We start from the raw sequence: 24,812 nt of genomic DNA on the forward strand, positions 1-24,812 counted from the left end.
CTTAGTCTCCCAGGTGTGCCAGCAACGTATCCAGACGCTGTTTCAGTCCTGCGACCTCGTCTTCCAGCGCGGCCACGCGCGTAACCAAATCATCTTGTTCAACACTTACATCGGTTACCAGAGACTTTACTGAAATATCAACTTCGCCGCTGAACAGATGCATATAGCGGCTTTCACGTTTACCTGGCTCGCGCGCCAGACGCACCACATAAGGCCCCTCTTCACGCGAGGCCAGCCCTTCCAGAACCTGCTCAACTTCCTGCATATCCGCAAACTCATGCATGCGGGAAGCACGAGTACGCAGCTCACCCGGCGTTTGCGCCCCGCGCAGCAACAGCGTGGTAATCACCGCGACTTCTGCGGCGCTCAACCTCAGATTGCCAAATTCGGAATTACAGAAACGCTGCTCATATTTCGTCACACGGTTACCGAAGCCGCTGACGGTCCGCAGGTAGTGCCGTTTGACCAACTCATCCAGCACATCCTGAACTTCGTGTTCACTCAGGTTCATGACTGGCTCACGGTTGGTTTTCTGATTGCAGGCCATCGTCACGGCATTGACAGAGAGCGGGTACTGCTCTGGCGTGGTGACCTGTTTTTCGAGTAAGCACCCAATCACGCGCGCTTCGGTACCGCTTAGCTGATATTTCATCTTTTCTCCTTAACGACCTGCAGTCCAGTCCCGGGTGGTTAATGCTGTCAGAACGTGGTCACGCCATTCTCCGTCTATCAACAGATAATCTTTGGCGTAGCCCTCTTTCTCGAACCCTAATCGCGCCAGCAAATTACCGCTACGCTGATTATGCGGCATGTAGTTCGCCATAATGCGATGGATATGTTGCGTACGCTGCATATAGCGAATAGCCACCGTTAGCGCCTCGTACATTAGCCCCTGTCCCTGCCATTTCTGGCCGATGGAGTAGCCAAGGTAACAGGCGTGAAACGATCCCCGCACCACGTTGGAAAAATTGGCAATCCCAATGATCTCTTTCTCCTCGGGATCCAGTAGCGCAAAATAGAAAGCACTTCCCTGCTTGTGAAATTCCGCAATCATGCTGAGACGAGCCTGCCAGCCAGAAGGGTAACAATGGCTCTCATCCCGAACGGGTTCCCAGGGTTTTAAAAACTGGCGATTCTCGGCGTAATAGTCCGCCAGACGCCAGGCATCACGCTCATGCACCAGACGAACGACCAGCCTGTCCGTTGTCAGACGCACTTTTGGCACATTACTGCGATAGCCAAACATCGATCCCACTCCTTCCCGTCACTTCTGCTTACCCATTAGCTTTACTATACCTGCGCCTGCGCCGTCTGTGAAAACAGTGACATACCATTTTGCCCTCTTTTCACCATTTTCGATGAGAACTCTCTATCAAAGCACCCTTTTGATAAAAAAATATTGTCACGTACAGGGGTGGGAAAAAGCGGAATGACACCGCAGAATGTTAGCGTGCTCACCTTCTTATTTTCCCTGGAGGGAAAATGTCCCGCGTATCACAGGCCAGGAGCCTGGGTAAATATTTCCTGCTCGTCGATAACATGCTGGTCGTGCTCGGCTTTTTTGTCGTATTCCCCCTTATCTCCATTCGTTTTGTCGATCAAATGGGCTGGGCGGCATTGATGGTTGGCATTGCCCTGGGGTTACGCCAGTTTGTCCAGCAGGGTCTCGGTGTCTTTGGTGGCGCCATCGCTGACCGTTTTGGCGCGAAACCAATGATCGTTACCGGTATGCTGCTTCGCGCGGCAGGTTTTGCCACGATGGCGGTCGCTCAGGAGCCCTGGCTGCTGTGGTTCTCCTGCTTCCTTTCCGGTATCGGGGGCACGCTGTTTGATCCGCCTCGCACTGCGCTGGTGGTGAAGCTCATTCGCCCGCAGCACAGAGGGCGTTTTTTCTCGATTCTGATGATGCAGGACAGTGCGGGTGCGGTTATCGGCGCGCTGCTGGGAAGCTGGCTGCTGCAGTATGACTTCCGGCTGGTGTGCGCCGCTGGTGCGGTGCTCTTTATTCTGTGCGCGCTGTTTAATGGCCTGTTCCTGCCTGCCTGGAAACTGTCGACGGTCAAAGCCCCCGTCCGGGAAGGCCTCGGTCGTGTGCTGCGCGACAAGCGTTTCGTCACGTACGTGTTAACCCTGACGGGTTACTACATGCTCGCCGTACAGGTGATGCTGATGCTGCCGATCATGGTTAACGACATTGCGGGAACCCCAACTGCCGTCAAATGGATGTATGCCATCGAAGCCTGCCTGTCGTTGACGCTGCTGTATCCGATTGCCCGCTGGAGCGAACGGCGTTTTCGTCTGGAGCATCGCCTGATGGCCGGGCTTTTCCTGATGACGCTGAGCATGATGCCGATCGGCCTGGTGAACTCCCTTCAGCAACTGTTTACGCTGATTTGCACGTTCTATATTGGTTCTATCATCGCCGAGCCCGCCCGTGAAACGCTGAGCGCTTCGCTTGCGGATGCGCGGGCGCGTGGCAGCTATATGGGGTTCAGCCGGCTGGGGCTGGCGCTTGGCGGCGCATTAGGTTACACCGGCGGCGGCTGGTTATTTGATGCCGGTAAAGCCCTGAATCAACCCGAACTGCCCTGGATGATGCTCGGCGTGGTGGGTTTAATCACACTGCTGGCCCTGTGGTGGCAGTTCAGCCAGAAACGCAGCGCGAGCGGCATGCTCGAGCCTGGCGCGTAGCACTTCCCTTGAGCGGGAGTACACTCCCGCTCCCATTTCTCAGTTTTTTCTGCTGGTTTCTGCAATTTCACACTGACATACTGACGTCACAGGACAGAAGCGCCGATTTTTCGTTGAGGAACACTATGAAGAAAATTGTTTTCGCCGCAGCATTGATTGTCAGCGGTCTGCTGGTTGGCTGTAACCAGCTAACGCAATATACCGTCAGTGAACAGGAAATTAATCAGGCGCTGGAAAAACATAACAATTTCTCTAAAGACATTGGCGTGCCAGGACTTGCCGACGCACATATCGTCCTTTCCAATCTCACCAGCCAGATTGGGCGTGAAGAGCCAAACAAAGTCACTCTGGCAGGAGATGCAGATCTTGATATGTCTTCTCTCTTTGGCAACCAGAAAGCTAATATTAAGCTCAAACTGAAGGCCCTTCCCGTTTTCAATAAAGAGAAAGGCGCGATTTTCCTGCAGGAGATGGAAGTGGTCGATGCTCAGGTTTCCCCGGATAAGATGGCTCCGGTTCTGCAAACGCTGATGCCCTATCTGAACCAGTCGCTGCGTAATTATTTTAATCAGCAGCCTGCGTATGTCTTAAGTGAAGACAAGAGTAAGGGTGAAGCCCTTGCGAAAAAATATGCAAAAGGGATAGAGGTGAAACCGGGAGAAATTGTCATTCCTTTCACCGATTAACCTGAAGGGCGCTGAGGCGCCCTTTTTTTTACGGAAAAGTGTGCAAACGAAAACGTTTCCGCTTATGATTTGTGTCCGGCAAAAACAGCCATCCTAATGACTGATTCCTGACAAGCCGGAGCTTCCATGACTGCACAACCCCAGGTTCTTAAAATCCGCCGCCCAGACGACTGGCATATCCATCTGCGTGATGGCGATATGCTGAAAACCGTCGTGCCCTATACCAGCGAAATTTATGGCCGCGCGATTGTCATGCCTAACCTGGTTCCACCAGTCACCACCGTCGATGCCGCAATCGCATATCGCCAGCGCATCCTTGATGCCGTTCCCGAAGGGCATGATTTCACCCCGTTGATGACGTGCTACCTGACCGATTCACTGGATCCGAACGAAGTGGAGCGCGGTTTTAACGAAGGCGTATTTACTGCGGCAAAACTCTACCCGGCGAATGCCACCACTAACTCCAGCCACGGTGTCACCAGTATTGATGCCATCATGCCGGTGCTGGAACGCATGCAGAAACTGGGCATGCCGCTGCTGGTACATGGTGAAGTCACCCACGCTGAGATTGACATCTTTGACCGTGAAGCCCGCTTTATTGAGACCGTGATGGAACCGCTGCGCCAGCGACTGCCTGCGCTTAAAGTCGTGTTCGAACACATCACCACCAAAGACGCGGCAGAGTATGTGCGTGACGGCAACGATCTTATTGCCGCCACCATCACCCCTCAGCATCTGATGTTTAACCGTAACCATATGCTGGTAGGCGGCGTACGTCCGCACCTTTACTGCCTGCCGATCCTTAAGCGCAACATTCACCAGCAGGCCCTGCGCGAGCTGGTAGCCAGCGGGTTCTCTCGCGCGTTCCTCGGTACCGATTCCGCGCCTCACGCCCGCCATCGTAAAGAGGCAAGCTGCGGCTGCGCGGGCTGCTTCAACGCCCCAACCGCCCTCGCAAGCTACGCGACCGTGTTTGAAGAGATGAACGCACTGCAGCATTTTGAAGCGTTCTGCTCCCTCAACGGCCCGCGCTTCTATGGCCTGCCGGTCAATGACACCTTCATCGAACTGGAGCGTAAAGCAAGCCAGGTTGAGGAATCCATTGCCCTGACGGATGACACCCTTGTCCCATTCCTGGCAGGCGAAACCGTTCACTGGACAGTAAAACGCTAAATATTCAGTGCCCCTTGTTGTCAAACCGATAATATGCCTGTATAAATAAACAGTATATTACACAGGGGGCATTTATGCGTATTGAAGTCACCATAGCCAAAACTACCGTCCTGCCTGTTGGCGCGCTGGATGCGCTGGCAGGGGAATTATCCCGTCGAATTAACAACACCTTTCCCGACAATACCGGTGCCGTAACGGTTCGTTATGCGACAGCAAACAACCTCTCCGTCATTGGTGCTGCGAAAGAAGATAAAGATCGCATCAGCGAAATTCTGCAAGAAACATGGGAAAGCGCTGACGACTGGTTCATCACAGATTAATACTGCTCCCTCATTGCGTTTTTTTTGCCGGGTCGCCCCGGCTTTTTTTTCGCCTGAAAATTCTGAAAGTTCAAATTATTCCGATATCTTCTTTAAAAATCGTGAACGAGATGGTGTTTTATTGTTCGAACAATCCTAAAAAGCAGAAAAATGTGTTGCTACCTGTTTATTTTTACCGTCGAAACCCTTATTACTTGGTATACTGAAAAAGCTTCAGAAAAACATGCATTGAACCTCAGAGCCGTTGTCTTCTAACACGCATTAAGGGGGTTATAATGGAAAAGAATAGTGAAGTCATCCAGACCCATCCGCTTGTAGGCTGGGATATCAGTACCGTAGATAGCTACGATGCACTGATGCTGCGTTTGCACTACCAAACCCCGAATCAACTCAACCGTGAAGAAGCGGAAGTTGGACAGACGCTGTGGCTAACAACAGACGTCGCTCGTCAGTTTATTTCTATTTTAGAGGCAGGTATTGCAAAAATAGAATCTGGCGACTATCAGGAAAATGAGTATAAGCGGCACTAAACGAATGCCAACCTTTCACTCAACAGGCACCCTTGCGGTGCCTTATTTATTTCACCCTTGTCTAACCCCGCGTTGTTAATTACTCTGCTCACATAACGTGAGTTTACGAGATGCATATGAGATACGACTTAATCATTATTGGTAGCGGCTCCGTAGGTTCCGCCGCCGGATATTATGCGACACAGGCAGGGCTGAACGTCCTGATGATTGATGCCCACCGCCCTCCTCATACAGAGGGTAGCCATCATGGCGACACCCGACTCATACGCCATGCGTATGGTGAAGGTGAGCGCTATGTTCCTCTGGTGCTTCGCGCACAGGCGCTGTGGGATGACCTGGCGAAACAGACTGAAGATCGCATTTTCGAGCGCACAGGGGTGATCAACCTCGGCCCGGCTAGTTCTGATTTTCTCGCCAACGTCGAACGCAGCGCGAAAGCTTTTAATCTGGACGTTGAGAAGCTGGACGCGACGGGTATTACCGCGCGCTGGCCCGAAATTACCGTCCCGGAAGATTATATCGGCCTCTTTGAAGCCCACTCCGGGGTGCTGCATTGCGAAACGGCGATCAAGACCTGGATCGAGCTTGCCGCGAAGGCAGGCTGCGCGCAGCTGTTCAACTGTCCGGTAGACGCCATCACCCATGACGATAATGGCGTCACGGTAGCGACCCTTGACGGTGAATATTCCGCGGATCGCCTGCTGGTCAGCGCGGGAACCTGGGTTACCCGCCTGCTGCCCGCTCTGCCGATCCAGCCGGTGCGCAAGGTCTTCTCCTGGTTCCAGTCGGATGGTCGTTACAGCGCCCAGAATAAATTCCCGGCCTTCACCGGCGAATTACCCAACGGCGACCAGTTCTACGGCTTCCCGTCAGAAAAAGACGCACTGAAAATCGGTAAACACAACGGGGGCCAGGCTATCTCCTCCCCTGAGGAGCGTAAACCCTTCGGCGCTTACCCACAGGATGGGTCAGAGGCCTTCTCGTTCCTGCGCAATATTCTTCCAGGCATCGGCGGCTTGCTGTATGGCGCGGCCTGTACCTACGACAACACGCCAGATGAAGACTTTATCATTGATACGCTGCCGGGGCATGACAACACTCTGCTCATCACAGGACTGAGCGGCCACGGCTTTAAGTTTGCTTCCGTGCTGGGCGAAATCGCCGCGCAGTTTGCTCAGGGAATAACACCGCAGTTTGATCTGAGGCCCTTCTCACTCTCGCGTTTTAACGGATAATCCCCAACAGGCTCCGGACGTCCCGGAGCCCGTTTCATTCATACTGCATTGCGGAGCGTTATGCGCAGGATCGTTAACTTTCTTATGAATAATATTCGCGAGCATTTTATGCTCTATATCTTATTGTGGGCACTGTTGGCCATTATTGATTTTGTTTACATTGTATTTTATTGAAAAGCCAGACTGACAATAATTGACATTAATTTAGTTTTATTGAAACTCTAAATTTCATCTTGCACGAAGAGATTGAATTACCTTTATCGATCCTTTTCAAAATCGCTGAAATAAATAAAATAAAAATCAATATACATTTATTTCAGTTGCAATATCACACCTTCCCGTTCATTTTTACCCTTCGGTTAATTTGAAAATGGACATTCTGATGCAATTACGTAACTCTTCCCGGCGCTATGGAATAATATCCATATGTTTGCACTGGATATTTGCTATTGCCGTCTATGCTATGTTCGGACTGGGTCTCTGGATGGTAACACTCAGCTATTATGATGGCTGGTATCATCAGGCACCGGAGTTACATAAAAGCATTGGCGTCCTGTTGATGCTGGGACTGGTTATTCGCGTGATTTGGCGACATATTTCTCCACCGCCCAGCGCGCCGAAGACCCACAGTAAATTGACTCGCATTAGTGCCGTTGCCGCGCACATTGCGCTCTATATACTGCTCTTTGCCATCCTCATTAGCGGCTATCTCATCTCGACGGCAGATGGCAAACCTATTAGCGTCTTTGGTATTTTTGACGTCCCGGCAACGCTTAGCGATGCGGGTTCTCAGGCTGACACTGCTGGGGTCGTTCACCTCTGGCTGGCATGGAGCGTCGTGATCCTGTCTGTACTGCACGGGCTTGCCGCCCTCAAACACCACTTTATTGATAAAGACGATACGCTAAAGCGCATGCTTGGCCGCTCGTCAGTTGACTCTGGAGTATAAAATGAAAAAACACCTGCTGGGTATCGCACTGGGTTCTCTGTTATTCACCACCGGTTCCGCCGTGGCGGCTGATTATAAAATTGATAAAGAGGGCCAACATGCTTTCGTCAATTTCCGTATTCAGCACCTTGGATATAGCTGGCTGTACGGTACCTTTAAGGATTTTGACGGCACATTCAGCTTCGACGAGAAAAATCCTGCGACCGATAAAGTCAATGTGACCATTAATACCAACAGCGTCGACACGAACCATGCTGAACGAGATAAACACTTGCGCAGTGCAGAGTTCCTGAATGTCACTAAATACCCACAAGCCACCTTCACCTCTACGGACGTGAAAAAAGCGGGTGATAAGCTGGATATTACCGGAAACCTGACGCTTAACGGCGTAACAAAACCCGTCACCCTGGATGCGAAATTAATCGGCCAGGGAGATGATCCATGGGGCGGCAAACGTGCAGGTTTTGAAGCAACAGGTAAAATTCATCTGAAAGATTTCAATATCACAACAGATTTAGGCCCGGCATCTCAGGATGTCGAGCTGGTTATTTCTGTGGAAGGGGTTCAACAGAAATAATAAATTCGCCCGGCAGGTTTTCACCTTGCCGGGCGTTACCATTATTCCGGGTCGGGGATACCCAGTTTGGTATTCAGGCGGCCGCGAGATTTATTGAAAATCTTATTGCCATTTTCCCGTCCAGCCCGACGGCGACGCTGCTCTTCTTCCGGCAGAATGCTCTCTTCACTGCACAGTTCGCTACAGCAACCGTTAAACTTTTCAGCACAGGCCGGACACTGGATGAACAGCAGATGACAGCCGTCATTTTTGCAGTTGGTATGGGTATCGCACGGTGCTCCGCACTGGTGGCACTGAGCAATCACGTCCTCAGAAATACGCTCACCCATTCGCTCGTCAAAGACAAAGTTTTTACCGATAAAGCGCACCGGCAAACCCTGCTCACGGGCACGGCGGGCGTACTCGATAATCCCCCCTTCAATATGCCAGACCTTATTAAACCCGTTGTGTTTCATCCACGCGCTGGCCTTCTCGCAGCGGATACCGCCGGTGCAGTACATAACGATCTTTTTATCTTTATGTTCCTGCATCATCTCAACCGCTTTGGGCAGTTGCTCGCGGAAAGTATCCGCCGGGATTTCCATCGCATTTTCGAAATGCCCCACTTCATACTCATAGTGGTTACGCATATCAATGAACACGGCATCCGGATCGTCCAGCATCGCATTCACTTCTGCGGCCTTCAGGTAATCACCGACATCCGCCGGGTTAAATTCAGGATCGTCAATGCCATCCGCCACAATGCGTTCACGCACTTTCATGCGCAGCACCCAAAACGATTTTCCGTCATCATCCAGAGCAATATTCAGGCGTAAGCCATCAAGTGCCGGATCGAAGCGGTAAAGGAAATCGCGGAAAGCATTCACTTTACTTTCCGGTACGCTAATCTGCGCGTTGATCCCTTCGTGAGCAAGGTAGACGCGTCCGAAGACATTCAGCGTGGTGAATGCCTGGTAAAGTTCATCGCGAGTCGCTTGCGGATCGTTGATCGTGAAATATTTGTAGAATGAGATGGTTGTGCGCGGTTCGGTTTCAGCCAACATACGCGCTTTTAACATCTCATTCGAAACGCGGTTGTGTAACACTGGCATGGTGTACAAGTCCTGGGATCGTTAGAGAGAATGAAAAATCGGTCGGCATGATATAGCAAACAAAGTTAATTTACATCCACACAATTTACGCTACATTTCACTCGCCCTGGTTAATCAGGCTTAACAATTGCTGTATTCGTGCACGTTTCGAACGCAGATATTTTGGCTATGTCTCAAAAAATGAGACAATAGCGAAACAGGACGTTAGAACACAGGAAAGACATGACCCAGTTACCCAAATTTACCGTCGCCCTTTTGCATCCCCGCTATTGGTTAACCTGGCTTGGCATTGGCTTTTTATGGCTTCTGGTGCAACTTCCCTACCCTGTTATTTTCTGGTTGGGTAAATCTCTGGGCCATCTCGCGCAAAAGTTTATGAAGCGTCGTGCCACAATTGCGTACCGCAACCTTGAATTGTGCTTTCCGCAGATGAGCGAGTCAGAACGACATGACATGGTCTCGAAAAATTTCGAATCTGTCGGTATGGGGCTTATGGAAACCGGTATGGCGTGGTTTTGGCCGGACAAACGTATAGCGCGCTGGAGCGAAGTGACAGGAACCGGCATGGAGCCAGTGCATACGCTGCAGGCGAATCAGACAGGTGTCCTGCTGATTGGCGTGCATTTTCTGACGCTGGAAATCGGGGCGCGAATGTTTGGCATGCAGGCACCGGGTATTGGCGTTTATCGCCCCAACGATAACCCGGTCATCGATTTAATCCAGACCAACGGCCGTATGCGTTCCAACAAAAGCATGATCGACCGTAAAGATCTGAAGGGCATGATACGCGCGCTTAAATCAGGTGAAGTGGTCTGGTACGCCCCTGACCACGACTATGGTCCGCAATCCAGCGTATTTGTCCCCTTCTTTGCTGTTGAAGAAGCCGCCACAACAACCGGCACCTGGATGCTGGCGCGGATGTCCAAAGCCGCCATCGTGCCCTTTGTTCCCCGTCGTAAACCGGATGGTTCTGGTTACGAGCTGATTATGCTGGAACCTGAACTCGCGCCACCGCTGGATGATGCAGAGACCACCGCTCGCTGGATGAACGGCGTTGTGGAGAAGTGCATCATGCTCGCGCCGGAACAGTATATGTGGTTGCACCGTCGCTTTAAAACGCGGCCACAGGGCACGCCTTCCCGGTATTAACTCGCATGCGGTCTTCATGGCCGCATGCTGTTTTAGCATTTAAAGCTCCTCCTCATTGCAGCAATCATAACCCAGGCGCATAATTAGCAGGCTTATTACGTCATGCCTCAGGTGTTCTGCACCTCATTATGCGGATTGTTATGTCACCCTCAGATGCCCCCATAAACTGGAAACGTAACCTCACAGTTGCATGGTTTGGTTGTTTTCTTACCGGTGCGGCGTTTAGCCTGGTCATGCCTTTCCTGCCTCTCTACGTCGAGCAACTGGGCGTAACGGGCCATAGCGCGCTCAATATGTGGTCTGGCCTGGTGTTCAGCGTCACGTTTCTCTTTTCCGCGATTGCCTCACCCTTCTGGGGCGGCCTTGCCGACCGTAAGGGGCGTAAAATTATGCTGCTACGTTCGGCGCTGGGGATGGCCATCATCATGGCATTGATGGGTATTGCGCAAAACGTCTGGCAGTTCCTGATTTTACGCGCATTACTGGGCTTGCTCGGTGGATTTATTCCCAATGCGAATGCCCTGATAGCCACCCAAATTCCGCGTCACAAGAGCGGCTGGGCACTGGGAACGCTTTCAACGGGTGGCGTGAGTGGTGCCTTGCTGGGGCCACTGGCCGGCGGATTGCTGGCGGATAATTACGGCTTGCGGCCCGTCTTTTTCATCACCGCCAGCGTGCTTTTCCTGTGCTTTGTCGTCACGTTGATCTGTATTCGGGAAAACTTCACGCCTGTCGCCAAAAAAGAGATGCTTCACGCAAGGGATGTTCTTACCTCACTGAAAAACCCCAGACTGGTGCTGAGCCTGTTCGTGACGACCCTGATTATTCAGGTAGCTACCGGTTCGATTGCCCCCATTCTGACGCTGTACGTTCGCGACCTGGCCGGTAACGTCAACAATATTGCGTTCATCAGCGGGCTAATTGCTTCCGTTCCCGGCGTGGCGGCGCTCCTTAGCGCCCCGAGACTAGGCAAACTGGGGGACCGGGTGGGTCCGGAAAAGATCCTGATCTGCGCGCTGGTGATTTCCGTTCTGCTGCTTATCCCTATGTCGATGGTGCAATCCCCGTGGCAGCTGGGCGTTCTGCGCTTTTTGCTGGGCGCTGCCGACGGGGCGTTACTCCCCGCCGTTCAGACCCTGCTGGTCTACAACTCCACGAATCAGATAGCCGGGCGTATCTTTAGCTATAACCAGTCATTTCGTGACATCGGTAACGTGACCGGGCCGCTTATCGGGGCAGGCATTTCTGCAAGCTTCGGTTTTCGCGCCGTCTTTATCGTGACGGCGGGCGTGGTGCTGTTCAATGCAATTTACTCGTGGTTCAGTTTATCCCGTGCGTTACGACCGGTGGCTGAATAACACGAACGCCTGACAGCTTATTTTCGCATTCATACTTGCAGGATCTTATATTCAGCTATTATTTCCCTGAAACCTTCTGGAAAACAGGGAGACACCAATGACCATGTACGCCACGCTGGAAGAAGCTATTGATGCCGCTCGTGAAGAGTTCCTCGCCGATAACCCCGGCGTTGAAGAAGAAGATGCTGACGTGCAACAACTTAATATCCAAAAATACGTTCTGCAGGATGGGGATATTATGTGGCAGGCCGAATTCTTTGCCGATGAAGGGGAAGAAGGAGAATGTTTGCCGATATTAAGTGGTGAAGGTGCGCAGGCCGTTTTTGACGGCGACTATGATGAAATCGAACTGCGGCAGGAATGGCTGGAGGAGAACACCCTGCACGAGTGGGATGAGGGCGAGTTTCAGCTCGAGCCACCGCTGGATACGGAAGAGGGTCAAACCGCAGCTGATGAGTGGGACGAGCGTTAATTTACGCTATTCGTAAGGGCCGTGGCTGGCATCGATCGGCAGCAGCAGCGTGTCGAAAATCAGCGAAAACGGTAAATCAAGCACGGTAAGATAGCGCCACGCGGAATCACGAACATCCCATTTCACACCCGGGTAGTACTGATTACCGTGGCCCTGCCCTGGAATGGTGCGACTGATGATGCTGCCGCAGCCGCTAAGCAGGCATGCCATCATGACGACGATGATAATTTTCATCTCAAACCTCTAAAAAAATACCGGCGATTAAGCCGGTATTTTATTTGGCGGGTGGCGCTTCGCTACCCACTCTACTTAACAACTTACTTCGCCTTCAACGCCAGCGGGTTCAGTTTCAGTTCTTTATAGTAATTTACCCACGAAGAGTATCTCTCCGGAGCGGACCAAACGCGGTAGTGAAGACGCGCCATCGTGACAGGGTCGCTCAACAGGACCAGACGGCGGTCGCGATTGAGTTTTTCCGGGGTCTCGTTCAGCGCCTGCTCAACGTGGCGATCGCGGGCAATCTCCAGTACCTGGCTGGCACGGTGGCGTGCTGTCGCCATCGCCGTTGCCAGCGCGTTGAACGACGGGTTAAACACGGCGTGCATAAAACCATCATCCAGCGTGCGATTGCGGTTCTGCTCCAGATATTTGTCGGTATCGACCAGTACCTGCGGCGGGGAATACTCTTCCGGGATCAGGAACAGCTTCCAGCGTTTGGTTCGCAGGCCAACCGTTGAGCGGCTGGAGATGACCGATACAAACGGGGACAGAATCAAGGAGAATACAATCGGCGCCAGCCAGAACAGGAAGCGCAGATCCAGCCACGCCATCCCCGCCGCCCACACCAGGCCCAGCAGAAGTTGCGAGCCATGACGCATAAAGGCTTCACTCCACGGCGTGGAGTCGTCATCACGCTGCGGTGAATTCCAGACCACTTCCCAGCCCAGGAACGCACTGACCACAAACACGGTATGGAACAGCATACGCACCGGCGCCAGCAGCACGGAGAACAGCACTTCCAGCAGGAGTGAAAGGGTCACGCGGCAGAAACCGCCGTACTCTTTCGAGCCTTTGCACCAGATCAGGATGATGCTGAGCAGCTTAGGCAGGAACAGCAGCACCATGGTGGAGGCAAACAGCGCAATCGCCAGCTCCGGACGCCACTGCGGCCACACCGGGAACAGCTGGCGCGGTTGCAGGAAGTATTGTGGCTCAGTCAGGGCATGCACCACCTGCAGCGCAGTGGAGAGCGCAAGGAACATAAACCACAGCGGTGCGGAGAGATAAGACATCACGCCCGTCAGGAACACCGCACGGTGAACCGGGTGCATCCCTTTTACCAGGAACAGGCGGAAGTTCATCAGGTTACCATGACACCAGCGGCGGTCACGTTTAAGCTCATCCAGCAGGTTCGGCGGCAGCTCTTCGTACGATCCCGGCAGGTCGTAGGCAATCCAGACGCCCCAGCCAGCACGACGCATCAGCGCCGCTTCTACGAAGTCATGCGACAGAATAGAGCCGGCAAACGAACCTTCACCCGGCAACGGTGCCAGCGCACAGTGTTCAATGAACGGCTTCACGCGGATAATGGCGTTGTGGCCCCAGTAGTGCGATTCGCCCAACTGCCAGAAATGCAGACCCGCAGTAAACAGCGGCCCGTAAACACGGGTGGCGAACTGCTGACAGCGCGCATAGAGCGTGTCCATACCGGATGCTTTCGGCGATGACTGAATAATACCGGCGTTCGGGTTGGCTTCCATCAGACGCACCAGACCGCTCAGGCAGTCACCGCTCATGACGGAGTCAGCATCCAGCACCACCATGTAGCTGTACTGGTTACCCCAGCGACGGCAGAAGTCATCAATGTTGCCGCTTTTACGCTTCACACGACGACGACGGCGGCGGTAGAAGATCTGGCCTTCGCCCTGCACTTCCGCAATCAGTTCCATCCAGGCTTTTTGCTCTGCAACGCAGATATCCGGGTTGTAACTGTCGCTCAGGATGTAAACGTCGAAATGCTCCACGTTTCCGGTCGCCTTAACGGACTCCCAGGTCGCACGCAGCCCCGCAAATACGCGGTCAACGTCTTCGTTACAGATAGGCATAATCAGCGCAGTACGGTGCTCAGGATTAAGGGGTTCATCCCCGACCGTTGACGCGGAAATACTGTATTTGTCACGCCCCATCAGCAGCTGCAGGAAGCCCATCAGTGCGGTCCAGAAACCGGCCGATACCCAGCAGAACAGGACAGCGAACAGCAGGAGGATGCCGCTCTGAAGGATATAAGGCAGCAACTGCATAAAGGAGACCCAGAGATCCTGGCCCATCATGTCAGTCGGGTTGATGAACGCCCAGCCCTGGTAAGGCAGAATGGTTTTCATATACCAGGTCGCGACAACCGTCTGTGCCAGCGTCAGAAGCAGCAGGATGTAACGACGGATTGTCCCCACGGTACGCCATTTCTGTTCAGAAGCCTGCTCTTCTTTCGTCAGGCGAGACAGATAGCGCGGCGTTACATCACGTCCACGCAGACGATCCCAGAAGCGGCCAACGGGGTTGGTACGCCACGGATCGGGGAACATCGAGGAACGCGTAGCCTTCGGCATTGCCTGAAGCTGATCGCGTCCTTCGTCGTCTTTAATCAACTGCCCTTCTGCCAGCGAGTCCGGCCATGCCTGCTCCAGACGAGCCTTAACTGACCCCAGCGGCGTATCATCATCCCGGGAAAACTGATGATGTTCACCATCCAGCGCGGTATGAACCGCGCGGATGTCGCTCTTAGGCAGTGCCGCTTTTTCGATATCCGTCAGCGGCATGGCATCAATATATTCAGATGTATTATTCATTGGCAGGTAGCTGGTAGCTCCAGGTTTCACTCAGCGGCTGATCGTCACTGACCAGCGCAGCACGCATTTCAGTGGTCTGCTTCGGATCTTTCACTTTCACACGCAGAGTCAGACGCCAGCCCTTCGTTATCGGGTTGTAACGCACGGTATTCTCAACGATTTCACCGTTATCCCCAATGCTGGCCTGAGCAGCAACGGCGGTATCCGGTGACAGTTTCTTCATATCCTGGCCTGTGAAGTCCACAACAAAGGCCACAGTGCCGTCAGGCTGACGGATAAGATTAGACTGTTTCACATCCCCCGTTGAGCGGCGAGTCTGCACAACATACGCGCTATCCGGCGCATGCAGCTTATCTTCGTCGCGGCTGAAGGTAATGGTGTACTTGAAGTTCATCTCTTTACCGGCTTCCGGCAGCTGATCCGGTGTCCAGTAAGCCACGATGTTATCGTTAGTTTCATCGTTGGTTGGAATTTCAACCAGCTCAACCTTCCCTTTACCCCAGTCACCTTTCGGCGTGACCCAGGCACTTGGACGCAGGTCATAGCGATCGTCGAGATCTTCAAAACGAGAGAACTGACGACCACGTTGCAGGAGGCCAAAACCTTGCGGGTTTTCCATCGCAAAACTACTTACGGCCAGATGTTTCGGGTTATTCAGCGGACGCCAGATCCACTCACCGTTACCGGCATGAATAGACAGGCCATTGGAATCGTGCAGTTCCGGGCGGAAGTTCGTTGCTGGTGACGGCTGGTTTGGCCCAAACAGGAACATACTGGTCAGCGGTGCAACACCCAGTTTGCCCACTTTATCACGCAGGTAAACTTTAGACTGCACGTCAACCACCGTGTCACGACCTGGCATAATCACAAAGCGATAAGCACCGGTTGCACGTGGGGAATCCAGCAGCGCGTAAATGGTCAGACGTTTGTCCGTTGGTTTTGGACGTTCAATCCAGAACTCGCGAAAACGTGGGAACTCTTCACCTGATGGCAGCGCGGTATCAATAGCCAGACCGCGCGCAGAAAGCCCGTATACCTGCCCCGCGCCGATCACGCGGAAGTAGCTGGCACCAAGCATGCTGACGATTTCATCGTTTTTATCTTTGCTGTTGATCGGGTAAAGCACCTTGAAGCCTGCGAAGCCCAGGTCTTTCACCGTATCTTTGTCGTGTTGCACATCGCCGAAATTAAAATAATCCGGGCTGTACTTGATCTTACGTACAGCCGTTGCCGTCACTTCATTGATGGCAACAGGCGTGTCGAAGTACATACCCTGATGATAAAACTCAAGCTTGAACGGGGTCTTAATAGTGTTCCAGTACGCTTTGTCGTGATTGAACTGGATCTGCTGATAGTCCGCATACTTCATGTCGCGGAAAACGGAGGGCAAGTTACTTTTCGGCGCTTCGTAGCTCTTGCCTGCCATCGATTTTGCCTGTTTTGCGACATCATCGATGTTAAAGGCCAGTGCCGATGAGGTATACAGTGATAACACGACTGCAGCACCTAACCAACGCATTTTCATCATCTGTGGTTTATGTTTCATAATAAGTAAGCACTTCCCCCTTTGTGTGCTTATATCGATCCGATCCATTTTAATGGAAACTCAGGCAATCCGACAACATTATCACTGCTTTGTTCAGCTGCTGGCTCATGGATTAAGCAAATGAAAGAACCCGCGATTCACTTTACGTGCTTATCCTGGAGACAGGGTGTCGGTCTTGGTGTAGGGTTGGCTTCGAATGTAACCATTATGAGTCTTAGGGATAAGACGAAAAGTCTGAGAATGCACAAAGTTATATGAGCTCAACACCAACAGAACGTGAATATTTCCTCGACTCGATCCGGGCATGGCTGATGCTATTGGGGATCCCCTTTCACATCTCACTGATTTACTCCAGCCACACCTGGCATGTTAATAGCCAGATGCCCTCCTGGTGGCTGACGTTGTTTAATGACTTTATTCACGCCTTCCGTATGCAGGTGTTTTTTGTCATATCCGGCTATTTCTCTTACATGCTGTTTCTGCGTTACCCGCTCAAACGCTGGTGGAAAGTGCGCGTGGAACGCGTAGGTATCCCAATGTTGACCGCCATTCCGCTGTTGACGCTGCCGCAGTTCATTATGTTGCAATACGTCAAAGGCAAGGCGGAGAACTGGCCGAATCTTTCATTGTATGAAAAGTACAACACGCTGGTCTGGGAGCTGGTGTCCCATCTGTGGTTCCTGCTGGTTCTGGTAGTGCTTACGACGGTCAGTGTGTTGATTTTTAGCCGCCTGCGCCACCATTTGAGTTATAAAGCCGATACCTTTTTCGCCAATATTACGATGGGCAAACTGACGGTGCTCTTTTTGCTGTTAGGGGTCGCCTATGCCGCCCTGAGACGTACCCTGTTTATCGTCTATCCGCCGATTTTAAGCGATGGGTTATTTAATTTCGTGGTGATGCAGTCGCTGTTCTACATTCCGTTCTTTTTAATCGGTGCGCTGGCATTTATTCATCCAAAACTTAAATCACTGTTTACCACTCCTTCGCCATGGTGCGCGCTGGGGGCTACACTCGCGTTTGCGGCTTATCTGCTGAATCAGCGCTACGGTAGCGGCGACGCCTGGATGTATGAAACGGAAAGTGTGATCACCATGCTGCTGGGCTTGTGGATGGTCAATGTGGTATTCGCGCTCGGCCACCGCCTGCTGAACTTTAAGTCCACTCGCGTGACTTACTTCGTTAATGCATCGCTGTTTATTTATCTTGTGCATCATCCCCTGACGCTGTTTTTCGGGGCTTACATCACGCCGCATATTACATCCAACACGCTGGGTTTCTTTACCGGGCTGGTGTTTGTCGTCGGTGTTGCCATCGTACTCTATGAGATCCATTTGCGGATCCCACTTCTGCGTTTTCTCTTTTCAGGAAAACCACCCGCGAAAGCGTCATAAACAACGGCGGCGCACTCAGTGCGCCGCCGTTGTTTCAGGCTTCTGATTCCTGCCCACGCTGGGTCAGAAGCCGTTGATAAAGATGGGTGGTTTCTTCGTCAAAACAGACAAAGATAACCTTTTCAGGCATCGGTTTGAGCGACAGATAACGGTAAACCGTTTCTACGGCGATAGTCGCTGCAGCCGCTTTCGGATAGCCATATACGCCGGTACTGATGGCCGGGAATGCCATCGTTTTATAGCCATTATCGGCAGCCAGTCGCAAACAGTTTCGGTATGCCTCCTCCAGAAGACTCGCTTCATGCTGGTCACCACCGTGCCAGACGGGACCTACAGCATGAATAACCGCTTTGGCAGAAAGATTGCCTGCAAGCGTAATCACCGCATGACCAGGAGGGCATTCTCCCTGCTGTTGACGCACGACTTTGCAGGCCTCCAGCAACTGCGGTCCCGCAGCCCGGTGGATAGCACCGTCCACACCACCTCCCCCCATCAAAGATGGATTGGCCGCATTGACGATAACGTCGACGTGCATGGTCGTAATATCGCCATGAATGATTTCAATTTGCGGTTTCATAAAACCCCTCTGCAACCCGCCTTTTTCTTAAGTGTATCGCAGAGGAGCCAGGGAGAAAAAACTATCAGACAACATCCTCTTCCGCCGCGGAGCGGAAGAGTGAATTAGCGATACTGGATCTGGACAATCGCGAGCGTTTTTTCAGGATTAAGGTATTTCATGCTGAGAGTGGCGAGGCTGGAATCGGTCACCGTGCCATTAAGCGCCTCTTCATAACTGACCATTCGCGTTTGCATACGGTTATTATCCGGGCATGACATGGCAAACTGTCGCTGTTGCGGCGTGACTTCACAGGGGTCTGCAACAATGGCACCACGAAAATGAATTACCCCACCATTTGCAAGGGTGGCTGAATAAGCGGGGAGAATGAAAGCAGAAGCGATCAAACCCAAGCCTGTAGCAAGCTGAGCTAAATATTTGGTCATTATATGCACTCCTCAATGAGAATCGTCCTTGAGGGGTAAACGCGCTTCATTAAGGCAAACGAAGGCTCGCGTTACGGAACATCACTACTCAGTTCCTGATATCAGCATAGCTCAACGCCGTAGGCCCGCCACATTCATAACATATTGATTTAATGAATGATTATAAACTCTTTTCCGCCGGCGACCATTGTTGTGATAAATGAAGCGACTTTCCATCAGTAATGGTGACAACGATTTTTACCGTATCCCCCGCGTCAATATTTAAACTCAACCGCATTAAATCAATCGTCTGATTAGCGGGTATAAAAAGTGTATTTTGCTGTCGCGAAGAGCTTTGCCCGCCCTGCCCTTCCCGCACAGAGACAATCTGGACCTGGCAATCGCACGGCTCCGTCAGAGTAACCTGCGGAATAATGGTGGTCATATTTTCCTGCTGTGACGTTTTAAACGTGATTTGGCTGGAAAGCGCGGCGAGGAGAATTAAGGTATTCATGATGAACTCCCGAAAAAAAACAGGGCAGATGCCCTGTTTTTTTGTAGCACAGATTTCAGAATCAGTACTGATGAGCTGTCGCGTGGTTACCAAAACCAATCTGGGTAACGTTGACAGTTGAGTTAGAAGCAGTCTGGTCGACCATTGCACCGTTAAGGCCACCGTACTGGCTAACATTCATAGTAGAATTTTTACTGTTCCACTGATCAAGTGTTGCACTGTTGCCGAAACCGTTCTGGGTCAGGTTAATTTTACTGTCATCAGACCCCTGACCAACATCAGCACCGTTACCGCCACCGGTCTGGCTAATATTCAGAACTGAATTTCTGGCATCTGTCTGCAATGCTACAGCAGAGTTACCGCCACCGTTCTGGTAAATATTCAGGGTAGAATTTGGGCCACCGTATCCGCCATGGCCATGTCCATGACCCCATCCGCCCTGATCAATCAGACCAGCCATTGCACTACCAGAAACTACGATTGCTGCGAGTGCTGCCACTTTGATAAATTTCATGGTAAACCCCCATCGGATTGATTAAAGTCGTCGCGAAATAGTTAGCGCTGGATGACGCGAATTGCCATTTGCGACTGTTTCTGCACTACAACTGCGGTTTTCTGTGTACCGTACTGCGTAATGTTTGCTCTATTACCCGACCCTTTCTGGATAATTTTCGCACTATTACCATATCCATCTTGCGTAATACCTGCATCGTTCCCGTTGCCGCTTTGATCGATCCAGGCCATATTGTAACTCCCTGATTGATCAACTTTCGCTCTGTTACCTGCCCCATCCTGGGAAACTATGGATAATAGTTTTGAACCGTCCTGGTGAACCTGAGCGTCATTTAGAATGCCCCGTTGACCAATAATGGCTGCCTGATTTAAAGATGAAAGACTTAATTCGTTAACCGCGAAATTATATTCAGTATTCGCCATATCTGAATTAGCCGCGGTTACAAATCCAGGCGCACCCAGCAATGTAAACATCATAAATAACGATATGTTTTTCATGTTGTCACCCTGGACCTGGCTATTTAAGAACTCCATAACCATGTAACAATGATATTGTTAAAACGACTCGTGATGTGTTAACGCGTCGTTACGGTGAAGAGTATGTCCGCTGAAACATTTTAAATATCTCACCCACGCGGCTTATTTTTATTTGTCGGGTCACCACAAAGTCGTAATTTAAGGAAAAAATTGCTTTAAACAGGACAGCTTATTTTTTTATTAAACATTTCTTCTCGCCAGCTTGTACAACATCGCGAGGGCTGTCCACGCTTCATCCCGCCTTGTTTAAACGGAACGGCAGGATGCCATTTTTCTCATCGCGTGACACGAGGCGTGTTTTCTTAAGACAGAAACATCGTCATTCCATGACTTAGAAAAAATCGGCATCTCATACCTCTCAACAATCATTAAAAAATAACAAATAAACAATAAAATCAATTAATTATAAATATTTGTATGATTTTTAAAATCTGTGCACACATATTTGCATGTACAACTTTATTATCAAAATGCGGCATTCAATACCGCCAAATATCACAAATTAATATTGATTTTTACATTTAGTTACATGATTAACACTTGCTTTAAACTTCGTAAAAGCTAGATTGAAATTAGATGTACGAAATTGGTTTTATATTTACCTCCCTGTGGAGGTTATGGTCTGATTCTACACACAGCAGTGCAACATCTGTCAGTACTTCTGGTGTCCTCTTTTTACAGGAGGACAGCTGCCAGGTGCCAAAAAAAAGTGGGGTTTCATCATGTATAATGAAGTCCATAGTTTACATGGTCATACATTACTGTTGATCACAAAACCTTCTTTGCAAGCGACAGCTTTATTACAACATTTAAAGCAATCTTTATCACTGAGCGGGAAATTGCATAATATTCAACGTTCTTTCGATGATATTGCACCTGGCAGCATTATTCTTCTCGATATGATGGAAGCTGATAAAAAGCTTATCCATTACTGGCAGGATATTTTAAGCAGGAAAAACAATAATATCCGCGTGCTATTGTTGAATACGCCTGATGAGTATCCTTTCAGAGATATTGAAAGCTGGCCGCATATCAATGGCGTGTTCTACGTCACGGAAGAAGAGGACCGGGTGGTAGAGGGGCTGCAAGGTATATTGCGCGGAGAGTGTTATTTTTCGCAAAAACTTGCCAGCTACCTCATCACACACTCCGGAAATTATCGCTATAACAGTTCAGAGTCAGCACTGCTAACGCACCGTGAGAAAGAGATCCTGAACAAGTTACGCATTGGTGCTTCAAATATTGAAATCGCCCGTTCGTTATTTATCAGCGAAAATACGGTAAAGACGCACCTTTATAATCTTTTCAAGAAGATAGCTGTGAAAAACCGAACTCAGGCGGTTTCGTGGGCAAACGATAACCTCAGGCGTTAATCACATGAAGCGCACGTTGAGTTGGATCGCCGCAGCGAGTTTCCTGCTCGCTGCCGGGAATCTGAAGGCCGTCGAGGTCGAAGTTCCCGGATTGTTAACAGACCACACCGTCTCATCGATCGGGCACAGTTTTTACCGTGCCTTCAGTGATAAATGGGACAGCACATACACTGGAAATATAACAATCAACGAGCGGCCCAGTGCACGATGGGGAAGTTGGATAACAATAACGGCTAATCAGTACGTTATTTATCAAACGTTTTTATTCCCCACAAAAATGGACTTCGACAAAAACGTATCCTTAGCACTGGCACAATCAGAAGACGCTATTAATCGCCTGCAAATAGATAAAGCCCTATTAAGCACCAGCGATTTAGCAAAAGACGAGTTCTAGCGAACCGATATGCGGAGGCTGTCATGCGTATTGCATATGCAGTTGTTTCGATAATGCTGATCACCCCCATAAGTTGGGCCGGGAACATGACGTTCCAGTTCCGTAACCCTAACTTTGGCGGTAACCCTAACAACGGTGCGTTCCTGCTGAATGAAGCTCAGGCGCAAAACTCTTATAAGGACCCGAGTTATAAGGATTTTAGCGTTGATACCCCGTCTGCTCTGGACAACTTCACACAGGCTATTCAGTCGCAGATTTTAGGTGGGTTACTGACCAACATTAATACCGGTAAACCCGGTCGAATGGTCACCAACGACTTTATTGTCGACATCGCCAACACGGACGGACAGCTCCAGTTGAATGTTACCGATCGTAAATCAGGAAAAACCTCAACGATCCAGGTTTCCGGTCTACAAAGTAATTCAACTGACTTTTAAACAACAGCAAAATAAGGACAATGATCATGCAGCGCTTCCTGATATTTGTTGCAGTGTGCTTATTGAGCGGTTGTTTAACTGCTCCACCTAAAGAAGCTGCAAAACCTACTTTAATGCCTCGGGCCCAAAGTTATCGTGATTTAACACATTTACCGTCACCAACCGGTAAGATATTTGTCTCTGTTTACAACATTCAGGATGAAACCGGGCAATTTAAACCTTACCCGGCAAGTAACTTCTCCACAGCGGTGCCGCAAAGCGCCACTGCCATGCTGGTTACCGCACTCAAGGATTCACACTGGTTTATTCCTCTGGAACGCCAGGGGCTACAGAACCTGTTGAATGAACGTAAAATTATTCGTGCAGCACAGGAAAACGGCACCGTCGCGGACAATAACCGGACGCCTCTGCAATCTCTGGCAGCCGCGAATGTCATGATTGAAGGTTCGATTATCGGTTACGAAAGTAACGTTAAATCGGGTGGTGTAGGAGCACGTTACTTCGGTATCGGCGCTGATACCCAGTATCAGCTCGACCAAATCGCCGTTAACCTGCGTGTGGTTAACGTCAGTACGGGCGAAGTGCTCTCTTCGGTGAACACCAGCAAAACCATTCTGTCTTATGAAGTGCAGGCTGGGGTATTCCGCTTCATCGACTACCAGCGTTTGCTGGAGGGTGAAATTGGTTACACCTCTAACGAACCGGTCATGATGTGCCTGATGTCTGCCATTGAAACCGGCGTTATCTTCTTAATTAACGATGGTATCGATCGCGGGTTGTGGGATTTGCAAAACAAAGCAGACGTGCAGAACCCGATCCTGGTGAAATACCGCGATATGTCAGTTCCTCCGGAATCCTGACAGGAAGCGCATAAAAAAGGCGAGATGATTATCTCGCCTTTTTTTATTCACTCACCGCAGTGATGCTTTGCGCTTTTTCCCGCCGCGCCGCCAGCCAAAGACCGCTGTTCTTCATGGCGTAGCCAAACAGCAACCCCAGCGCCAGCGAGGGGACAACCAGTTTCCAGTCACCCTGCCCTGCAAAGGTCGCACACGCCCCCATAAAAGTTCCCGGCACGAACGAAAGCAACAGATGTTTTGCCTGGATGCACATCAAAAAAGCAACCACGCCCGTCATGACATACCCCAGCATCTCCAGATGCGGGGCCAGCGCGCTGCCTTTCATAATCACCAGTGCCCAGATAACACCGCTCATCAGGGTGCAGCCTGAAATAAAGAGACCTTTAACACCCCCCTGCGGGCAGGCGAAATAGGCCGTGCAGCCAAGAAACCCAGCCCAGCTGAGCAGCCCGAGAGACACGGCTACCCATCCCCAAAGCCCGGAGAGAATACCAGTGGTTAATGCGATACAAAGTAATATGTTCATGGTGCGCATCTTAGCAGAAGCGCACCATAGAAATGAGATCACTAGCACATTACGTGCAAGTTGAAATGTATAGTTGCATAGTTAATGTGATCTAAATCACTCTTCGTATTCTTCTTCCAGCTCATCCCACATTGCCGCGATGGCGTCTCGAGTCAGCGGAGCCAGCGTTCTCCAGAATGGCGAAGTCGCATGTGCTTCGACTTTGCCAAGGAACGTTCCGACCCATGGCAACAGATACGTTTCGAACAAGGTTTCGATAGCTTCATTCTCATCATCACCTGCGTTGTCTTCGATCCAGGATGCAGCCAACAGCAGCGTACCAATATGGTCGGCTGGTGTATCGCTCAACGGCATACCGCGAGTGGAGAGGAAAGCACGGACTTCCGCTTCTGTCGCCCCTTCCTGCCAGGCAGAACGGTATGGCGAAACGCGGCATTCATCACCCACGAACAGCGCATTGTAGTCGGTCGCTACCTGCTGCATATCGCAGCTTTTTTGCAGACGCTCCAGTAACTCATCCTGTTCCAGCGGCCAGTTCTGCGCCAGTTTACCTTCACGAATTAACGTAAAGAGCGGAACCAACAGAGGGTCTTGCGGCTGGCGATAATAGAGCGTACCCAGCACGCGACAAAGGATGGAGAACTCGTTCATTTTTATTAT

At 50.9% G+C, this 24,812-nt stretch carries 30 protein-coding genes; 17 read left to right on the forward strand and 13 right to left on the reverse strand.

What is annotated here, in order from left to right:
- Window position 1 precedes the first annotated feature (1 nt).
- Together JGF26_RS01550 and rimJ are read right to left on the reverse strand one after the other, a co-directional pair.
- A complete protein-coding gene (locus JGF26_RS01550) occupies window positions 2-652 on the reverse strand; it encodes a YceH family protein (RefSeq protein WP_134707530.1) in 651 nt (216 codons plus the stop codon).
- Between the two features lie 9 nt (window positions 653-661).
- On the reverse strand, window positions 662-1,246 hold the full coding sequence (rimJ, locus tag JGF26_RS01555) for a ribosomal protein S5-alanine N-acetyltransferase (RefSeq protein WP_013097146.1): 585 nt from the start codon (window positions 1,244-1,246) through the stop codon (window positions 662-664).
- Window positions 1,247-1,482: 236 nt separating this feature from the next.
- Between rimJ and mdtH the strand changes: the two genes are divergently transcribed.
- The 9 genes from mdtH to JGF26_RS01600 all read left to right on the forward strand — a co-directional run bounded on the left by mdtH (window position 1,483) and on the right by JGF26_RS01600 (window position 8,161).
- On the forward strand, window positions 1,483-2,691 hold the full coding sequence (gene mdtH, locus JGF26_RS01560) for a multidrug efflux MFS transporter MdtH (RefSeq protein ID WP_134707529.1): 1,209 nt from the start codon (window positions 1,483-1,485) through the stop codon (window positions 2,689-2,691).
- A gap of 125 nt (window positions 2,692-2,816) precedes the next feature.
- Window positions 2,817-3,377 (forward strand): lipoprotein, encoded by a 561-nt coding sequence (locus JGF26_RS01565; RefSeq protein WP_028019073.1) that lies wholly within the window; start codon window positions 2,817-2,819, stop codon window positions 3,375-3,377.
- Between the two features lie 126 nt (window positions 3,378-3,503).
- Window positions 3,504-4,550: a dihydroorotase gene (gene pyrC / locus JGF26_RS01570; protein WP_028019074.1), complete on the forward strand. Its 1,047-nt coding sequence runs from the start codon at window positions 3,504-3,506 to the stop codon at window positions 4,548-4,550.
- 74 nt (window positions 4,551-4,624) lie between these two features.
- A complete protein-coding gene (dinI, locus tag JGF26_RS01575; protein ID WP_028019075.1) occupies window positions 4,625-4,870 on the forward strand; it encodes a DNA damage-inducible protein I in 246 nt (81 codons plus the stop codon).
- Window positions 4,871-5,145: 275 nt separating this feature from the next.
- The gene (bssS, locus tag JGF26_RS01580; RefSeq protein ID WP_008500827.1) at window positions 5,146-5,400 is read left to right on the forward strand and encodes a biofilm formation regulator BssS; all 255 of its coding nucleotides are present in this window, start codon (window positions 5,146-5,148) and stop codon (window positions 5,398-5,400) included.
- A gap of 116 nt (window positions 5,401-5,516) precedes the next feature.
- Complete coding sequence (solA, locus tag JGF26_RS01585; protein WP_134707528.1) at window positions 5,517-6,635, forward strand: N-methyl-L-tryptophan oxidase; 1,119 nt, start codon at window positions 5,517-5,519, stop codon at window positions 6,633-6,635.
- A gap of 60 nt (window positions 6,636-6,695) precedes the next feature.
- Window positions 6,696-6,809, forward strand: a complete 114-nt coding sequence (locus tag JGF26_RS01590) for a YceO family protein (protein WP_032639612.1) — start codon at window positions 6,696-6,698, stop codon at window positions 6,807-6,809.
- Between the two features lie 208 nt (window positions 6,810-7,017).
- Window positions 7,018-7,584 carry a cytochrome b gene (locus JGF26_RS01595; RefSeq protein WP_108090233.1) on the forward strand — a complete coding sequence of 189 codons (567 nt, stop codon included), beginning with the start codon at window positions 7,018-7,020 and terminating at the stop codon, window positions 7,582-7,584.
- 1 nt (window position 7,585) lies between these two features.
- A complete protein-coding gene (locus JGF26_RS01600) occupies window positions 7,586-8,161 on the forward strand; it encodes a YceI family protein (protein WP_108090234.1) in 576 nt (191 codons plus the stop codon).
- Between the two features lie 41 nt (window positions 8,162-8,202).
- Here the strand turns inward: JGF26_RS01600 and JGF26_RS01605 are convergent, their stop codons facing one another.
- On the reverse strand, window positions 8,203-9,252 hold the full coding sequence (locus JGF26_RS01605; protein ID WP_028019079.1) for a rhodanese-related sulfurtransferase: 1,050 nt from the start codon (window positions 9,250-9,252) through the stop codon (window positions 8,203-8,205).
- 222 nt (window positions 9,253-9,474) lie between these two features.
- Here JGF26_RS01605 and JGF26_RS01610 point away from each other — a divergent pair, with 222 nt between their 5' ends.
- The 3 genes from JGF26_RS01610 (at window position 9,475) to JGF26_RS01620 (ending at window position 12,231) form a co-directional block, all read left to right on the forward strand.
- The gene (locus tag JGF26_RS01610; RefSeq protein ID WP_134707527.1) at window positions 9,475-10,401 is read left to right on the forward strand and encodes a Kdo(2)-lipid IV(A) acyltransferase; all 927 of its coding nucleotides are present in this window, start codon (window positions 9,475-9,477) and stop codon (window positions 10,399-10,401) included.
- Window positions 10,402-10,541: 140 nt separating this feature from the next.
- Window positions 10,542-11,759 (forward strand): multidrug efflux MFS transporter MdtG, encoded by a 1,218-nt coding sequence (mdtG, locus tag JGF26_RS01615; protein ID WP_028019081.1) that lies wholly within the window; start codon window positions 10,542-10,544, stop codon window positions 11,757-11,759.
- 97 nt (window positions 11,760-11,856) lie between these two features.
- On the forward strand, window positions 11,857-12,231 hold the full coding sequence (locus JGF26_RS01620) for a MysB family protein (protein WP_023311118.1): 375 nt from the start codon (window positions 11,857-11,859) through the stop codon (window positions 12,229-12,231).
- 6 nt (window positions 12,232-12,237) lie between these two features.
- On the opposite strand, the gene JGF26_RS01625 is transcribed toward JGF26_RS01620, so the two are convergent.
- The 3 genes from JGF26_RS01625 to mdoG all read right to left on the reverse strand — a co-directional run bounded on the left by JGF26_RS01625 (window position 12,238) and on the right by mdoG (window position 16,623).
- Entirely contained in the window at window positions 12,238-12,465 is a 228-nt protein-coding gene (locus JGF26_RS01625; protein ID WP_013097162.1) for a YceK/YidQ family lipoprotein, read from the reverse strand.
- An 83-nt stretch (window positions 12,466-12,548) separates the two neighbouring features.
- Entirely contained in the window at window positions 12,549-15,077 is a 2,529-nt protein-coding gene (mdoH, locus tag JGF26_RS01630) for a glucans biosynthesis glucosyltransferase MdoH (RefSeq protein ID WP_134707526.1), read from the reverse strand.
- Window positions 15,070-16,623 (reverse strand): glucans biosynthesis protein MdoG, encoded by a 1,554-nt coding sequence (gene mdoG / locus JGF26_RS01635; protein ID WP_028019083.1) that lies wholly within the window; start codon window positions 16,621-16,623, stop codon window positions 15,070-15,072. The genes mdoH and mdoG overlap by 8 nt, the downstream gene beginning before the upstream one ends.
- Before the next feature lie 254 nt (window positions 16,624-16,877).
- Between mdoG and mdoC the strand changes: the two genes are divergently transcribed.
- The gene (gene mdoC / locus JGF26_RS01640; RefSeq protein WP_108090235.1) at window positions 16,878-18,017 is read left to right on the forward strand and encodes a glucans biosynthesis protein MdoC; all 1,140 of its coding nucleotides are present in this window, start codon (window positions 16,878-16,880) and stop codon (window positions 18,015-18,017) included.
- A 34-nt stretch (window positions 18,018-18,051) separates the two neighbouring features.
- Here the strand turns inward: mdoC and ymdB are convergent, their stop codons facing one another.
- From ymdB to csgB, 5 genes are all read right to left on the reverse strand, one after another.
- On the reverse strand, window positions 18,052-18,594 hold the full coding sequence (gene ymdB / locus JGF26_RS01645) for an O-acetyl-ADP-ribose deacetylase (protein ID WP_028019085.1): 543 nt from the start codon (window positions 18,592-18,594) through the stop codon (window positions 18,052-18,054).
- Between the two features lie 104 nt (window positions 18,595-18,698).
- Window positions 18,699-19,019, reverse strand: coding sequence for a type 1 fimbrial protein (locus JGF26_RS01650; RefSeq protein WP_134707525.1), 321 nt, complete (start codon window positions 19,017-19,019; stop codon window positions 18,699-18,701).
- 160 nt (window positions 19,020-19,179) lie between these two features.
- The gene (csgC, locus tag JGF26_RS01655; protein ID WP_128348393.1) at window positions 19,180-19,512 is read right to left on the reverse strand and encodes a curli assembly chaperone CsgC; all 333 of its coding nucleotides are present in this window, start codon (window positions 19,510-19,512) and stop codon (window positions 19,180-19,182) included.
- A gap of 61 nt (window positions 19,513-19,573) precedes the next feature.
- Entirely contained in the window at window positions 19,574-20,026 is a 453-nt protein-coding gene (csgA, locus tag JGF26_RS01660; protein WP_134707524.1) for a curli major subunit CsgA, read from the reverse strand.
- A gap of 41 nt (window positions 20,027-20,067) precedes the next feature.
- Window positions 20,068-20,523 (reverse strand): curli minor subunit CsgB, encoded by a 456-nt coding sequence (csgB, locus tag JGF26_RS01665; protein WP_028019089.1) that lies wholly within the window; start codon window positions 20,521-20,523, stop codon window positions 20,068-20,070.
- Window positions 20,524-21,284: 761 nt separating this feature from the next.
- Here csgB and csgD point away from each other — a divergent pair.
- The 4 genes from csgD to csgG are packed head-to-tail and all read left to right on the forward strand — an operon-like array spanning window position 21,285 to window position 23,626.
- On the forward strand, window positions 21,285-21,935 hold the full coding sequence (gene csgD / locus JGF26_RS01670; RefSeq protein WP_028019090.1) for a biofilm master transcriptional regulator CsgD: 651 nt from the start codon (window positions 21,285-21,287) through the stop codon (window positions 21,933-21,935).
- 4 nt (window positions 21,936-21,939) lie between these two features.
- Window positions 21,940-22,329, forward strand: coding sequence for a curli production assembly/transport protein CsgE (gene csgE, locus JGF26_RS01675; protein WP_028019091.1), 390 nt, complete (start codon window positions 21,940-21,942; stop codon window positions 22,327-22,329).
- A gap of 23 nt (window positions 22,330-22,352) precedes the next feature.
- The gene (csgF, locus tag JGF26_RS01680; protein ID WP_028019092.1) at window positions 22,353-22,766 is read left to right on the forward strand and encodes a curli production assembly/transport protein CsgF; all 414 of its coding nucleotides are present in this window, start codon (window positions 22,353-22,355) and stop codon (window positions 22,764-22,766) included.
- A 26-nt stretch (window positions 22,767-22,792) separates the two neighbouring features.
- On the forward strand, window positions 22,793-23,626 hold the full coding sequence (csgG, locus tag JGF26_RS01685) for a curli production assembly/transport protein CsgG (RefSeq protein WP_028019093.1): 834 nt from the start codon (window positions 22,793-22,795) through the stop codon (window positions 23,624-23,626).
- A gap of 43 nt (window positions 23,627-23,669) precedes the next feature.
- Here csgG and JGF26_RS01690 read toward each other — a convergent pair whose 3' ends face one another.
- Both JGF26_RS01690 and JGF26_RS01695 read right to left on the reverse strand, forming a co-directional pair.
- On the reverse strand, window positions 23,670-24,152 hold the full coding sequence (locus JGF26_RS01690) for a DUF1097 domain-containing protein (protein WP_075204560.1): 483 nt from the start codon (window positions 24,150-24,152) through the stop codon (window positions 23,670-23,672).
- 96 nt (window positions 24,153-24,248) lie between these two features.
- On the reverse strand, window positions 24,249-24,803 hold the full coding sequence (locus JGF26_RS01695) for a molecular chaperone (protein ID WP_128348391.1): 555 nt from the start codon (window positions 24,801-24,803) through the stop codon (window positions 24,249-24,251).
- Between the last annotated feature and the right edge of the window lie 9 nt (window positions 24,804-24,812).

It is taken from the genome of Enterobacter sp. E1 (assembly GCF_016809815.1).
Lineage (GTDB): Bacteria > Pseudomonadota > Gammaproteobacteria > Enterobacterales > Enterobacteriaceae > Enterobacter > Enterobacter adelaidei.

What these genes read in the sequence shown, in the direction of transcription:
- JGF26_RS01550 (WP_134707530.1), bottom strand. Translation starts at nt 652, where the DNA reads ATGAAATATCAGCTAAGCGGTACCGAAGCGCGCGTGATTGGGTGCTTA.
- rimJ (WP_013097146.1), bottom strand. Translation starts at nt 1,246, where the DNA reads ATGTTTGGCTATCGCAGTAATGTGCCAAAAGTGCGTCTGACAACGGAC.
- mdtH (WP_134707529.1), top strand. Translation starts at nt 1,483, where the DNA reads ATGTCCCGCGTATCACAGGCCAGGAGCCTGGGTAAATATTTCCTGCTC.
- JGF26_RS01565 (WP_028019073.1), top strand. Translation starts at nt 2,817, where the DNA reads ATGAAGAAAATTGTTTTCGCCGCAGCATTGATTGTCAGCGGTCTGCTG.
- pyrC (WP_028019074.1), top strand. Translation starts at nt 3,504, where the DNA reads ATGACTGCACAACCCCAGGTTCTTAAAATCCGCCGCCCAGACGACTGG.
- dinI (WP_028019075.1), top strand. Translation starts at nt 4,625, where the DNA reads ATGCGTATTGAAGTCACCATAGCCAAAACTACCGTCCTGCCTGTTGGC.
- bssS (WP_008500827.1), top strand. Translation starts at nt 5,146, where the DNA reads ATGGAAAAGAATAGTGAAGTCATCCAGACCCATCCGCTTGTAGGCTGG.
- solA (WP_134707528.1), top strand. Translation starts at nt 5,517, where the DNA reads ATGAGATACGACTTAATCATTATTGGTAGCGGCTCCGTAGGTTCCGCC.
- JGF26_RS01590 (WP_032639612.1), top strand. Translation starts at nt 6,696, where the DNA reads ATGCGCAGGATCGTTAACTTTCTTATGAATAATATTCGCGAGCATTTT.
- JGF26_RS01595 (WP_108090233.1), top strand. Translation starts at nt 7,018, where the DNA reads ATGCAATTACGTAACTCTTCCCGGCGCTATGGAATAATATCCATATGT.
- JGF26_RS01600 (WP_108090234.1), top strand. Translation starts at nt 7,586, where the DNA reads ATGAAAAAACACCTGCTGGGTATCGCACTGGGTTCTCTGTTATTCACC.
- JGF26_RS01605 (WP_028019079.1), bottom strand. Translation starts at nt 9,252, where the DNA reads ATGCCAGTGTTACACAACCGCGTTTCGAATGAGATGTTAAAAGCGCGT.
- JGF26_RS01610 (WP_134707527.1), top strand. Translation starts at nt 9,475, where the DNA reads ATGACCCAGTTACCCAAATTTACCGTCGCCCTTTTGCATCCCCGCTAT.
- mdtG (WP_028019081.1), top strand. Translation starts at nt 10,542, where the DNA reads ATGTCACCCTCAGATGCCCCCATAAACTGGAAACGTAACCTCACAGTT.
- JGF26_RS01620 (WP_023311118.1), top strand. Translation starts at nt 11,857, where the DNA reads ATGACCATGTACGCCACGCTGGAAGAAGCTATTGATGCCGCTCGTGAA.
- JGF26_RS01625 (WP_013097162.1), bottom strand. Translation starts at nt 12,465, where the DNA reads ATGAAAATTATCATCGTCGTCATGATGGCATGCCTGCTTAGCGGCTGC.
- mdoH (WP_134707526.1), bottom strand. Translation starts at nt 15,077, where the DNA reads ATGAATAATACATCTGAATATATTGATGCCATGCCGCTGACGGATATC.
- mdoG (WP_028019083.1), bottom strand. Translation starts at nt 16,623, where the DNA reads ATGAAACATAAACCACAGATGATGAAAATGCGTTGGTTAGGTGCTGCA.
- mdoC (WP_108090235.1), top strand. Translation starts at nt 16,878, where the DNA reads ATGAGCTCAACACCAACAGAACGTGAATATTTCCTCGACTCGATCCGG.
- ymdB (WP_028019085.1), bottom strand. Translation starts at nt 18,594, where the DNA reads ATGAAACCGCAAATTGAAATCATTCATGGCGATATTACGACCATGCAC.
- JGF26_RS01650 (WP_134707525.1), bottom strand. Translation starts at nt 19,019, where the DNA reads ATGACCAAATATTTAGCTCAGCTTGCTACAGGCTTGGGTTTGATCGCT.
- csgC (WP_128348393.1), bottom strand. Translation starts at nt 19,512, where the DNA reads ATGAATACCTTAATTCTCCTCGCCGCGCTTTCCAGCCAAATCACGTTT.
- csgA (WP_134707524.1), bottom strand. Translation starts at nt 20,026, where the DNA reads ATGAAATTTATCAAAGTGGCAGCACTCGCAGCAATCGTAGTTTCTGGT.
- csgB (WP_028019089.1), bottom strand. Translation starts at nt 20,523, where the DNA reads ATGAAAAACATATCGTTATTTATGATGTTTACATTGCTGGGTGCGCCT.
- csgD (WP_028019090.1), top strand. Translation starts at nt 21,285, where the DNA reads ATGTATAATGAAGTCCATAGTTTACATGGTCATACATTACTGTTGATC.
- csgE (WP_028019091.1), top strand. Translation starts at nt 21,940, where the DNA reads ATGAAGCGCACGTTGAGTTGGATCGCCGCAGCGAGTTTCCTGCTCGCT.
- csgF (WP_028019092.1), top strand. Translation starts at nt 22,353, where the DNA reads ATGCGTATTGCATATGCAGTTGTTTCGATAATGCTGATCACCCCCATA.
- csgG (WP_028019093.1), top strand. Translation starts at nt 22,793, where the DNA reads ATGCAGCGCTTCCTGATATTTGTTGCAGTGTGCTTATTGAGCGGTTGT.
- JGF26_RS01690 (WP_075204560.1), bottom strand. Translation starts at nt 24,152, where the DNA reads ATGAACATATTACTTTGTATCGCATTAACCACTGGTATTCTCTCCGGG.
- JGF26_RS01695 (WP_128348391.1), bottom strand. Translation starts at nt 24,803, where the DNA reads ATGAACGAGTTCTCCATCCTTTGTCGCGTGCTGGGTACGCTCTATTAT.